The sequence below is a fragment of the Candidatus Baltobacteraceae bacterium genome (assembly GCA_036488875.1).
In the GTDB taxonomy this organism is placed as follows: Bacteria; Vulcanimicrobiota; Vulcanimicrobiia; order Vulcanimicrobiales; family Vulcanimicrobiaceae; genus JAFAHZ01.
This window is the reverse complement of record DASXGW010000008.1, coordinates 1-11466: the sequence shown is the minus strand read 5'-3', so window position 1 is coordinate 11466 and position 11466 is coordinate 1. Positions and strand designations below refer to the sequence as shown.

Annotated in this window: 14 protein-coding genes; 9 read left to right on the top strand and 5 right to left on the bottom strand. The window is 63.5% G+C overall.

All coding sequences use genetic code 11. The features are described 5' to 3' along the window. The 3 genes from murC to VGG89_10270 are packed head-to-tail and all read left to right on the top strand — an operon-like array spanning nucleotide 1 to nucleotide 3261. Nucleotides 1–1374 (top strand): UDP-N-acetylmuramate--L-alanine ligase, encoded by a 1374-nt coding sequence (murC, locus tag VGG89_10280; GenBank protein HEY1976923.1) that lies wholly within the window; start codon nucleotides 1–3, stop codon nucleotides 1372–1374. Further along, nucleotides 1371–2339 (top strand): UDP-N-acetylmuramate dehydrogenase, encoded by a 969-nt coding sequence (gene murB, locus VGG89_10275; protein HEY1976922.1) that lies wholly within the window; start codon nucleotides 1371–1373, stop codon nucleotides 2337–2339. The genes murC and murB overlap by 4 nt, the downstream gene beginning before the upstream one ends. Beyond that, a complete protein-coding gene (locus VGG89_10270; GenBank protein ID HEY1976921.1) occupies nucleotides 2323–3261 on the top strand; it encodes a D-alanine--D-alanine ligase in 939 nt (312 codons plus the stop codon). The genes murB and VGG89_10270 overlap by 17 nt, the downstream gene beginning before the upstream one ends. Nucleotides 3262–3265: 4 nt before the next feature. Here the strand turns inward: VGG89_10270 and VGG89_10265 are convergent, their stop codons facing one another. After that, nucleotides 3266–4024 carry an enoyl-CoA hydratase-related protein gene (locus tag VGG89_10265; GenBank protein HEY1976920.1) on the bottom strand — a complete coding sequence of 253 codons (759 nt, stop codon included), beginning with the start codon at nucleotides 4022–4024 and terminating at the stop codon, nucleotides 3266–3268. A 12-nt stretch (nucleotides 4025–4036) separates the two neighbouring features. Continuing rightward, nucleotides 4037–4468 (bottom strand): DUF5069 domain-containing protein, encoded by a 432-nt coding sequence (locus VGG89_10260; GenBank protein ID HEY1976919.1) that lies wholly within the window; start codon nucleotides 4466–4468, stop codon nucleotides 4037–4039. A 99-nt stretch (nucleotides 4469–4567) separates the two neighbouring features. Between VGG89_10260 and VGG89_10255 the strand changes: the two genes are divergently transcribed. Both VGG89_10255 and hisA read left to right on the top strand, forming a co-directional pair. Next, on the top strand, nucleotides 4568–5734 hold the full coding sequence (locus tag VGG89_10255; protein HEY1976918.1) for a citrate/2-methylcitrate synthase: 1167 nt from the start codon (nucleotides 4568–4570) through the stop codon (nucleotides 5732–5734). Between the two features lie 10 nt (nucleotides 5735–5744). Next, nucleotides 5745–6464: a 1-(5-phosphoribosyl)-5-[(5-phosphoribosylamino)methylideneamino]imidazole-4-carboxamide isomerase gene (hisA, locus tag VGG89_10250; GenBank protein HEY1976917.1), complete on the top strand. Its 720-nt coding sequence runs from the start codon at nucleotides 5745–5747 to the stop codon at nucleotides 6462–6464. A 706-nt stretch (nucleotides 6465–7170) separates the two neighbouring features. On the opposite strand, the gene alr is transcribed toward hisA, so the two are convergent. Then, nucleotides 7171–8298, bottom strand: coding sequence for an alanine racemase (gene alr, locus VGG89_10245; protein ID HEY1976916.1), 1128 nt, complete (start codon nucleotides 8296–8298; stop codon nucleotides 7171–7173). Next, nucleotides 8295–8747 carry a hypothetical protein gene (locus VGG89_10240; protein ID HEY1976915.1) on the bottom strand — a complete coding sequence of 151 codons (453 nt, stop codon included), beginning with the start codon at nucleotides 8745–8747 and terminating at the stop codon, nucleotides 8295–8297. Before VGG89_10240 ends, alr begins: the two co-directional genes overlap by 4 nt. An 80-nt stretch (nucleotides 8748–8827) precedes the next feature. Here VGG89_10240 and VGG89_10235 point away from each other — a divergent pair, with 80 nt between their 5' ends. The 4 genes from VGG89_10235 (at nucleotide 8828) to VGG89_10220 (ending at nucleotide 10492) form a co-directional block, all read left to right on the top strand. After that, nucleotides 8828–9523 (top strand): prolipoprotein diacylglyceryl transferase family protein, encoded by a 696-nt coding sequence (locus VGG89_10235; GenBank protein HEY1976914.1) that lies wholly within the window; start codon nucleotides 8828–8830, stop codon nucleotides 9521–9523. Continuing rightward, nucleotides 9501–9821, top strand: coding sequence for a hypothetical protein (locus VGG89_10230; protein ID HEY1976913.1), 321 nt, complete (start codon nucleotides 9501–9503; stop codon nucleotides 9819–9821). Before VGG89_10235 ends, VGG89_10230 begins: the two co-directional genes overlap by 23 nt. Before the next feature lie 16 nt (nucleotides 9822–9837). After that, a complete protein-coding gene (locus VGG89_10225; protein ID HEY1976912.1) occupies nucleotides 9838–10110 on the top strand; it encodes a hypothetical protein in 273 nt (90 codons plus the stop codon). Nucleotides 10111–10198: 88 nt separating this feature from the next. Continuing rightward, complete coding sequence (locus VGG89_10220; GenBank protein ID HEY1976911.1) at nucleotides 10199–10492, top strand: hypothetical protein; 294 nt, start codon at nucleotides 10199–10201, stop codon at nucleotides 10490–10492. On the opposite strand, the gene VGG89_10215 is transcribed toward VGG89_10220, so the two are convergent. Next, nucleotides 10489–11250 (bottom strand): YihY/virulence factor BrkB family protein, encoded by a 762-nt coding sequence (locus VGG89_10215; protein HEY1976910.1) that lies wholly within the window; start codon nucleotides 11248–11250, stop codon nucleotides 10489–10491. The genes VGG89_10220 and VGG89_10215 overlap by 4 nt on opposite strands. Nucleotides 11251–11466 lie beyond the last annotated feature (216 nt).

The following is an 11466-nucleotide window of genomic DNA, read 5'->3' as shown; positions in this document are numbered from 1 at the left end:
GTGAGCGTACACTTTGTCGGCGTTGGAGGCATCGGGATGAGCGCGATCGCGCGCATTCTGCTCGCGCGCGGCGAAGCCGTCTCCGGTTCGGACGTCAAGGAAACGCCGCTGATCGCGCGATTGCGCGACGAAGGCGTCGCCGTGACGATCGGCCACGATGCCGCCAACGTCCGCTCGGCGCAAACGGTCGTGGTGAGCTCGGCGATCGAGCGGCGCAACCCCGAGTACGCCGCCGCGCAGCGTTTGGGCATTCCACTGCTGCACCGCGGCGAGATGCTCGCAAAACTCATCGACGGCCGTCGCGGCATTGCCGTGTGCGGAACGCACGGAAAGACGACGACGACCGCCATGGTGCACGCGGTGCTGCGGCTCTCGGACGTGGACGCGAGTTTGGTCCTCGGCGGCATCGACGGCTTGCTCGGCACCAACGCGCACGACGGAACGTCGCCGTGGTTCGTCACCGAGGCCGACGAGTCGGACGGTTCGTTCGCGCTGCTCGATCCCGAGATCGCGATCGTGACGAACATCGAAAACGATCACCTCGCCAGCGACGAGGAACTGCCGCAGCTCGTGCGCGCGTTCGGCGAGTTTCTTGCCAAGCTTCCCGACGGCGGTCTCGCCGTGGTCGGTGCGGACAACGAGTTGTCGGCATCGCTGCTCGAGCACGAGTTGCGCGCCAAGACGATTTCGTTTGGTTTCGGACCGCGCGCCGACGTCCGCGGCGCGAACGTCCGTTTCGACGGAGTGACGGCGTCATTCGATGCGATCGCCGGTGACGTTTGCCTGGGGACCGTCGAGCTGCGCGTTCCCGGTGAGATCAACATCCTCAACGCGCTCGCCGCAATCGCGGTGGCGCGCCATCTCGAGATTCCGTTTGCGCGGATTGCCGGCGCGCTCGGCGCGTTTCGCGGCGTGCGCCGCCGTTTTGACATTCTGTCCGCCACGGATCGCATGATCCTCGTCGACGATTACGCGCATCATCCGACCGCGGTGCGCGCGACGATTCTGGCCGCGCGGCAGTACCATCGCGGGCCGGTGTACGTGGCGTTTCAGCCGCATCGGTACACGCGAACCGCTTTTCTAGCCGCGGATTTCGCGGACGCATTGCGAGGTGCCGATCGCGTCTATCTCGCGCCGGTCTATGCGGCATCGGAGCCGGCGATGCCGGGTGTGAGCGAGCGCTCGATCGGCGAACCGCTGGCGCGCACCGGTTCCGACGTGCGCTACGTCGCCGGTGTCGCCGAGCTCGAAGATCGTCTATTGGATGAAACGCCGCGCGGGGCGCTCGTGCTCATGCTCGGCGCCGGAAACATCACCGATGTTGCGTCGCGCCTCGCCGCTCGCGTCGCACTAGAGCAGGGCGTGGCGCGATGAGTTTGACGACGCAACAAGCCCTCGAGAGTTTGCTGACCGAGGCCGATCGAACGGCGTTGCGCGAGCTGTTGGGCGATCGCGTGGCCTTCGACGAATCGCTCGCGCAGTTTACGTCGTGGAAGATCGGCGGCCCCGCCGACGCGCTGGTGCTGCTGGAAAGCGAAGACGAACTCGCTGCACTGATGCGTTTTTGCTTCAAACGAAAGCTGCCGTGGTTCGTGCTGGGCGGCGGAAGCAACGTGCTGATCGGCGACGGCGGAATGCGCGGAATCGTCGTTCGGCTGGGTTCGGGTTTCGCGCGCGTAACCGTCAATGAAGTTGAGGGCGAGATTGTCGTGGCGGCGGGCGCGTCGGCGCTGATGGGGACGGTAACCGCGCGCGCGGCGTCGGCCGGCGCGGTCGCGATCGGGTCGCTGTCGGGGATTCCCGGCACGGTAGGCGGCTCGCTGCGCATGAATGCCGGAACCGATCGCGAGATGGGTGAGTTCGTACGCGACGTCTGGGTACAGTCTCCGACGAAGCCCGAACCGCACCCGGTCACCGTCGAGTATTTCTACCGTCACTCGACCTTGGCTCGCGACGCCGTCGTGTCGCGCGTCACCCTGGCCTTTGCCAAGGCCGACCCTCGCGGCGTGCGCGAGGAGATGCAGACGCGGCTGGTGCGGCGCAAACGCACGCAGCCGATCGCGATGCCCAACGCGGGGTCGTGTTTTCGCAACCCCGACGGCGACAAAGCGGCCCGCTTGATCGAGGCGGCCGGCGCCAAGGGATGGCGCGAAGGCGGCGCGGAAGTCTCTCCCCTGCACGCCAACTTCATCAATAACGTCGATAACGCGAGCGCAAAGGACGTCGCAATCTTGCTCGCGAGGGTGCGCAGGGCGGTGCGCGATCGATTCGGCGTCGAGCTGCAGCTGGAAGTTCATCTCGTTGGAGTGTTCGTAGATAGTAATGAAACGCAAAGCTAAAGTCGCAGTCGCCATGGGCGGCAGCAGCGCCGAACGCGAAGTGTCGATACAAAGCGGCTCGATGGTGCTGCGCGCACTGCAGTCGTTGGGTTACGATGCCAAATCGGTCGACTACGATGAGCGTTTCATCGACGCGATGCGCGAGATCAAACCGGATGTGGTTTTTAACGCGCTGCACGGACCGGGCGGCGAAGACGGTCACGTTCAAGCGCTGCTCGAGTACTTGTCGATTCCGTACACCGGCAGCGGCGTCGAGGCGGCGGCGCTTTCGATGGACAAGCATTTGACGAAGAAGCTGCTGGCGGCCGAGGGCCTGCCAACTGCAGCGTGGGATCTGTTCGAGCTCTCGGGCGGCACGTTGCCGCTCTTGCCCGGTTCGCTGGATTTGCCGCTGGTCGTCAAACCGCGCTTCGAGGGTTCGGCGCTCGGCGTCGTCATCGTCCGCACGCACGAACAGTGGACCAACGCCATGCTGAGCGCCTCGAAAGCCTATTCCGAAGTGTTGGCGGAGGAGTTTATCGAGGGTCGCGAGTTTACGTGCGGCGTGCTCGGCGAAGAAGCGCTTCCGGTAATCGAGATCGTTCCGAATCGCGACGAGTTTTATACCTACGAGGCCAAATACCAAACCGGCGGCAGCACCCACATCGTGCCGGCGCGCATCGACGAAGATCTCGCCGCGCGCATGCAAATGCTGGGGCTCTCCGCGCATCGCCTCATCGGTCTGCGCGATTATTCACGTACCGATTTCATCGTGAGCCGCGATAACCGCCCGTATATCTTGGAGATCAACTCGCTGCCGGGACTCACGCCGACCAGTTTGCTTCCCGACGCCGCGGCGGCAACCGGCATTACGTTCGAAGCCTTGATCGACCGTTTGATCGGCTACGCGCTAGAACGCGCCGAAACCCGCGACGCCGCTTAGAGCGCTAAGCGTTAGAGCGCGAGAGCAAGGTCATCGCCGCTTCGCGAAACTCTTCGGACGCTAAGCGGACCGAAAACACGCGGGCTTCTTCTTCCATTTGCGCGGCGACTTGCTCGGCGGTCGGCTCGCGTAACAGCCGTTTCGTGTCGGCCAGCGCCGCCGGCGGCAGCAGCGCGAACTGTCCGGCGATTTCGGTTGCGGTGCTGTCGACGACTTCGTCGTCGACGAGCTTAGTAATCAGCCCCATCGCGTTTGCTTCCTCGGCGTAGAAAAACTCGCCCGACATCAGCAGCCAGTTGGCGCGCATGCGCCCGATCATCAGCGGCAGCAGTAGGCTCGAACCGGCTTCGGGGACCAGGCCGAGCGGAACGAACGGCAGCCGGAAGCGCGCGTCGCGCGCCGCGACGACGGCATCGCAGTGGAGCAGCATCGTCGTGCCGATACCGATTGCGTGTCCGCGAACGGCGGCGACCACGGGTTTCTTGCAGTCGCGCAACCGGCCCAAAAAGCGCAGCACCGGAAGATCTTCGAACGACGCCGCCTTCATCGACGCCTGCATGAAGTCCATCAGGTCGTTGCCGGCCGTAAAGTCGGGACCGCCTTCGATCACCAGCACGCGAATCGCATCGTCGTCGCCAATCCATTCGAGTGCGTCGGCCATGTCGGCGTACATCGCCGTGGTCAGCGCGTTCTTCTTTTCGGGACGCGAAATGCGCATGTGCGCGACGCGAGCTTTGGTTTCGATGGCAATTCCGTCGGCCACGAGTCGACCTCCTTAGTGCTTTGCGAACATGTCTTCGTCGTCGATGACGAGCATATCGATCAACGGCGTTTCGGGCGGCAGGCGTTTGGCGATCGGATATCGCGCGGCCCACTTTTCGTCGCCAATGCGATCGGCGATCTTCCGTGCCGAGAGTTTTTCGTTGAACTCGGCGTACTTCGACGGATCGGTGCGTCCGCGAATCCAGCGCGCGACTTCGGCTTCGTCGCTTGCCTTGGCGATAACCGCACGCAGGTCGGCTTCGGACATCTCGAGCGCGTTGAGCAAACTCGAGCTAAAACCGGAGATTTGATAGGGGCCGATGTTCCCGCCCGGCAAGGTGGCGCGTACCTTGTCGAACGTACGGGCCATCATCAAAAGGTCGAGGTCGCCGAGGCGCTCGCGAGGGCTGCGCGGCGGCCGTTTCGTGAGATCGAGCGCTTCCATGCGGGACAGGTTGGCCCGCAGGATGACACCCCCTCCCGGCCGCCGAAAACCCGTGACCGCTTCCGCATTCTGCGGAGGCCGCTCCCCAGGAGGACATCGTTGCCAACCGTTGTCGATCGCGGTCTCGAAGGCGTCGTCGTCGGGTCCACGCAGCTTAGTAACGTCGAGGGTACCATCGGTCGCCTGACCTACCGCGGTTACGATATCGACGACCTCGCCCCCAACGCGACGTTCGAAGAGATCATCCACCTTTTACTCTACGGACATTTGCCGAACCGCCACGAACTCGACTCACTCAAGCGCGAGCTCGGCGCGCGCCGGTCGCTGCCCGAACCACTCATCAATGCCATGCAGAACGTGCCAAAGACGGCATGGCCGATGGACGTGCTGCGCACCGTCGTCAGCGGTCTCGCGCTCTTTTCGCCGGTTAACGCGCACGGCGAACATTTGTCCGACGTTCACACCGCGATCGAGCTGATCGCAAAACTGCCGACGATCGTCGCCGCGTGGGACCGTATCCGCCGGGGCCTCAATCCGATCGAGCCGCGCGCCGATCTTTCGCAAGCCGGCAACTTCCTCTATATGCGTTCGGGTAAAGTGCCGCACGCGATCGAAGAGGACGCGCTCGATACGTACTTTGTTTTGCTGGCCGATCACTCGTACAACGCGTCGACCTTCTCGGCGCGGGTGACTGCGTCGACGCGGGCCGACGTCTACGCGTCGATTACGTCGGCGCTGGCGACACTGCAAGGCGATCTGCACGGCGGTGCCGCGAGTGCCGCATACCATACGCTTACCGAAGTCAAGACGGCCGATCGCGGCGAGCAGTACGTTCGCGACGTGCTCGGTCGCGGCGAACGTATCATGGGCATGGGCCATCGCGAGTACAAAGTTCGCGATCCGCGTGCGCGTCATCTCGAAGCGATGGCGCAGAAGCTTTCGCAACACGTCGGGAATAGCAAGTGGTACGACATCGCACGCTCGCTCGAAGATTCGAGCCGGAAGGTGCTGCAAGAAAAGAAGCCCGACAACACCATCTACGCAAACGTCGACTTCTACACCGCTCCGGTCCTTGCGGATCTCGATATCCCCGGCGACGAGTTCACCTGTCTGTTTGCATGCGGACGAATTGCCGGCTGGACGGGCCACGTGCTCGAGCAGTTGGCCGACAATCGATTGATTCGGCCGCAAGCGACGTACGACGGTCCCCCGCCCGGTCCATACGTTCCGATCGAAAAGCGCGACTCCAACGGAGTGAGGAGCTAGGAGGAATCCGATGCAGGTGATTCCGGCCATCGACTTGCGCGGCGGTAAATGCGTGCGCATGGAGCAAGGCAATCTCGAAACGTCGACGGCCTACGACGGCGACCCGGTGGATCGTGCGAAGGCGTTCGTCGCCGCCGGCGCGCGCCGGCTGCACGTCGTCGACCTCGACGGCGCGCTCGGCTCGGGCGAGAATCAGGCGGCGGTCGAAGCGATCTGCGGCGCGGTCGACGTGCCGGTGCAGGTCGGCGGCGGCATTCGCGTGGTCAAACAAGCCGAAGCCGCATTTGGCGCGGGCGCCGCGGAAATCATCATCGGAACGATCCTGGTCGAAGACGAACGGATGGCGCGCCACATCATCGGACGCTTTCCGCAGAAGGTTATCGCCGCGATCGACGCGCGTGGCCAAGAAGTGGCAACGCACGGTTGGCAAGAGCGTTCCCCGGTCAACCGCGATGCGCTCGTCAAGCGCGTCGCCATGTGGGGCGTCGCGCGCATTCTGTTCACCGAAATTCGCCGCGACGGCATGGGTGAGGGGTACGATATCGACGCGCTCAACGAAGTAGCCAGCGCCGCCGAAGTGAAGATCACCGCAAACGGCGGCGCCCGCAACATCGACGATCTCAAGCTGCTCAAGCGCTCGGTGCCGTTAACCGTCGACGCGTGCATCGTCGGCAGCGCGCTCTACAAAGGCACGATCGACCTAAAATCGGCGATAGCCGCCGTAAACTAACACCACGGAGTTAGTCAACGTATTCGCGCGGGATCTCGCTCGGTAGACGAGTGACGACTTCGTAATTGATCGTGTCGCCGATGTTGTCATCCTGACCGTAGCGCCCGGAGGGCGCGAAGTCGAAGGGCGGGCGTCACACACATTTATCTCGCCTGCCCTTCGACTTCGGCGCTACGCGCCTACGCTCAGGATGACAGGGACGGTCGGCGATAGCCGCCGTAAACTAACGCATCGGAGTTAGTCAAGGTATTCGCGCGGGATCTCGCTCGGTAGACGGGTGGATTTCGTAATTGATCGTGTCGCCCATGTTGTCATCCTGAGCGTAGCGCCCGGAGGGCGCGAAGTCGAAGGGCGGGCGCCACACACATTTATCTCGCCTGCCCTTCGACTTCGGCGCCACGCGCCTACGCTCAGGATGACAAAGATCTCGCCTGCCCTTCGACTTCGGCGCTAAGCGCCTACGCTCAGGATGACAGGGGCGGTCGGCGATAGCCGCCGTAAACTAACGCATCGGAGTTAGTCAACGTATTCGCGCGGGATCTCGCTCGGTAGACGGGTGACGATTTCGTCATTGATCGTGTCGCCAATGTTGTCATCCTGAGCGTAGCGCCCGGAGGGCGCGAAGTCGAAGGGCGGCGCCACACACATGTATCTCGCCTGCCCTTCGACTTCGGCGCTACGCGCCTACGCTCAGGATGACAACGAGTTAGTCCACGTACTCGCGCGGGATTTCGCTCGGTAGACGGGTGACGATTTCGTAATTGATCGTGTCGGACCAGAGTGCCCAGTCGTCGGCGGTGACTTCCGCGTCGCCGTCGCGTCCGATGAGCGTTACGGTCGAGCCCGCGCGCGCGTTCGGCGCGTTGGTCAAATCGATCTCCGTCATGTTCATCGCGACGCGGCCGACGATGGCGCAGATCGCGCCGTCGACGAGCACGTGGCCCTTGTTGGAAAGCGCGCGCGGCAATCCGTCGGCATAGCCGGCCGGCACGACGCCGACCCGCATGTCGTGCGGTGCGTGAAACGCTCCGCCGTAGCCGACCGACGCGCCCGCCGGAATCGATCGTACGACGATGATTTTCGACGCGTACGAAAGCGCCGGACGAAGATCGAGCGGCGATTCCAGCGCCTGGCGCGTTTGCGGCGAGGGCCACAGTCCATACAGGGCGATGCCGAAGCGTACCATGTCGAGCCGCGTCTGCGGCCAGAGCATCGCCGCAGCCGACGCCGCGATGTGTCGAATCGGCGAAATCTCACGGCTATCGAGCAGCGATTTGGCCTGCGTAAGCGCGCGATCAAACGCTTCGAGCTGATGCATCGTGTATGGTGAGTCGATCTCTTCGGCCGACGCGAGATGCGAATAGATCCCCGCAATCTCGATTTCCGGATGATGCAGATACTCTTCGAGCGCGTCGACGAGCTCGTGCGGCTCCAGCCCGAGCCGATTGAGATCGGTATTGATCTTGACGTGCACGCGCGCGCGACTGTGCCGCTCGCGCGCGGCTCCGGCAAGCGCGCGGAGGTATTCCTTCGTGCTCCAAAGCGCGATTTCGGCATCGATGCGCAGCGCGTCGGTGAGCGCGCGCGGTGGAACCGGGCCGAGCACGAGAATCGGCGCCGTGATCCCGCCGTCGCGTAGCGCCAGCGCCTCCTCGATCGAAAACACACACAAGCGTGCGGCGAACGGCTCGACCGCGAGCGCCGTTTCGACCAAGCCGTGTCCGTACGCGTTCCCTTTAACGACGAAGGCCGAGCGGGCGGGTGCGATCGCTTCGCGCAAGAGCGCCGCGTTGTGCCGCAGCGCGCCGAGCGAAACCGTTATGGTTCCGATCACGCCTTCGAAACTTCCGGCGTCAGCGCGCGCACGACGTAAGCGACCGGAATGCCGAAGAAAACGATGTGACCGATGACGGGAATAACGAGTGCGTTTGGCGTCGCGGGCGGCGTGAAGTGTCCGCCTCCCAATAGGATCAGCTGCATCAATACGTACACTACGAGGCCGTAGGCGGCGCCGGCGAGGATCCAGCGACGATTGGTTGCCGGCTGCGTTTGGACGAAGTACGCGTAGCCGCCGGCCCACCCGATGCTGACCAGAAAATGGATGGCGAGCCCGGCTGCGGCGTACGACGCGCTCGTGAACGCGACGTTTCCGAAGACGGTCGAAGCGATAAACTGCCAGACGGGCAGCATGCTTTGATGCGCCGGCAGTGCCGTCGTCAGCCACAGGTAGAGGTCGAGAAGGATTCCGCCGGCGATTCCCGCCGATACCGCGCGCTTTACCATGCGGCGCTTGTGATTCGCCTAGGCTTGGCGGTCGCCCCTCGACAATGCTCGGGGCAGGCTCGGGGCGAAAAGAGTGCTTCGTGGATCGAATAGACGAACACGTTCGATGGGCGTTGGCCGCTCCGGTTTACGCCGGCGCGTATTGTGCGGCCGCGTCGGTCTTTTGGTGGATGGCACGGCGCCGGGGATTCTCTCCTAACGTCGCGGCGTTCGTGATGACGGCCGGACTTCTGGGCGGCTTAGTGGGCGCGGACCTCGTGCAGTGGCTTGCGACCGGCCTGCCGGGCAAAGCGATCGAAGGCGGTATTGCGGGCGGCTGGATCGCAGTCGTGCTCGCAAAGCGCGCGCTCGGCGTCACGCGTCCGACCGGCGATCTCTTCGCGTTAGCGCTTCCGGCCGGTGAGGCCATCGGCCGCGTCGCGTGCTTTATCGGCGGCTGCTGTTACGGCAAAGTCACGGCCGTCGCGTGGGCCGTGCACGACCACGATGCGTGGCGCCATCCGGCGCAGCTGTATCTTGCACTTCTGGCAGCCGTCAGTTTTGCGGCGCTCTGCGCGATCGAGCGGCGCGTGCGTCTGCCCGAGAACGCTCTGTTTTACGCCGGCGGCATGCTGTTTTGCGCGCAGCGGTTCACGGTCGATTTCTTTCGCGACGTCGCCGCGACGCCGCTCGGTTTGACCGCTGCGCAGCTCGCGTGTTGCGCCGGCTTGATCTTCTTTGCTTGCAAACTCGCCGCGTTGTCGATGCCGCGCAATGTCACAGCAGCCGCCGGTTAAGTCCGACGTCACCACGTTCATCATCGGTGTCGTCGTCGGCATGCTGGTCGGCGGCAGCGTGTTGACGCTCGTCTTATTTTTAGTTTTCGGCATCGCTATAGGGCAGGCGACGAAAAATCTCAGTTTGGCTTTCATTCTCGAATATGCCGTCGCCATTTTACTCGGTACCGGGGCAGCGATGGCGGTTCGTCGCAATGTCGGCATCGTCAGCGGGTTGCTTGTGGGACTTGCCGCGGGTTTGCTCGGGGGAACGGCACTGTGCAACACGATCGCCGGCGGCTTAAACAACATGCACTAAGGTAAAGGAAACAATCGTGGAAGATGCGGCGCGCGAGCAACGTGGAACGGAGATCGAAGGCTACGCATTTACGTTTTGCAAGGCCGCCTTCTTAGCGCTGATCTTTGGAAAGTACGCGGTGCTCGCGCTTTCCGTCGTCGCCGTCGTTCTGTATCTCCTCGCGTACGCGCTTGGCGTTCGACAATGGCGATGCTGGGTAAAACCGCCGTGGGTTGTCGTCTTCTATGCCGGAATAGCGGCACTGCAAGCTTACCTGCTTTTCTGGCACCCTTCTCATTTGATTCTCTAAATTTGGCGAAAAAAATCACCGGGAAAAAGCAACCGGCTCACTCCCTTTTAAGCAACCCTTACGAATCGAGCGGTATTATAGTGCTCCGATGATGCACGATCGCTCATTCCGCGAGCCGGCGGACTTCGTGATCTGGATGACGTCGGCAATGCTTGCGCTTCTCGTCGGCACGGCCGTGGCGTTCTTTCTGTGGGTCGGTCTCCACCGAGTCACGGAATCCGGCCTGGCTTTAGCTGCCGTCGGGACGTTGGGTGCCGGTACGGTCCTCATTGCCCTGTCCCTCGACCGGCCTTTACTCCGGATTTTTCTCGTCGTCGTGGCGGCCGTTTTCGTCCTCGGGTACACCGTGGGCGGCCCCGCCTTCGCGCACCTGGTCGTTTAAGCGTCCTCGAGTGCGCGCGTGAGAATCGCGCCGAACAGAAACAGCAACGCGGAATAGTACACCCAGATCAGCAGGACGATCGTCGATCCCGCTTCGCCATAGCCGCTTTCGGGGTGAAAGCGCGTGAGGTAGAACGCGATCGCCGCCTCGCCTAAAAGCAGCACGGCGCCGGTTATGACGGCGCCCAGCGCACAGCTCTTCCATGCCACGTCCGCGCGCGGCAGCACGCGGTACGCCACCGTGAGGAAGAGGATTATGGCGACGGCGTTGAGGCCGATTGCGCCCGCCCGGCCGCCGGCCGCCGCGCCAAAAAGCGCCAGGAGTGCCAATAAGGCAAGCGCCACGACCACGATCACGACGTGCAGCCGCAGGACGACGATCTCTTTGACGCCGCCACGGCGGTGTTCCGGAATGTCCCAGACGTCGTCGAGCGCCTCTTGCACCTGCATGAAGATGCCGAAGACCGCGGCCAGAAGCAGGGCAGCCCCGATCACGATGGGGGCCGCCGCGAGCTTGTGTTGCGAGGCCGCAACCAGGGTGTTGAGACCCTGCGTTCCCTTGGCGCCGATGAGCGGCGCCAGTTCCGCGTCGACGGCCGGGAGTCCGCGCGACGGGCCGAGCCCCGCGCGCGCCAGCCAGACGACCATCAGGATCGATGCCGGCACCGTGAAGATCGCGTAGAACGACAGCGCGGCCGCGACCCGCGAGACCCGGTGGTGCTGCCACAGCTCGAGCGCCTTCCTGAGGACCCGCTTCATCGTTAAGATATCCCCCACGAGGCACAGGAGGTGCCGTGTCATCCTGAGCGCAGCCGGGAGGGCGGAGTCGAAGGGTGTTAGCGCAACGCGGTGAGGTCCCCTGAGCGCACGTCAGAAACGGCCCCCCAGGTGTGGGGCAGGACGTCGCCTTTCCAGGGATGGTCAGTTTGCGGTTTGTGTCCCTTTTGAGGCATAGAGCGCCATTTCTGCGGCCGT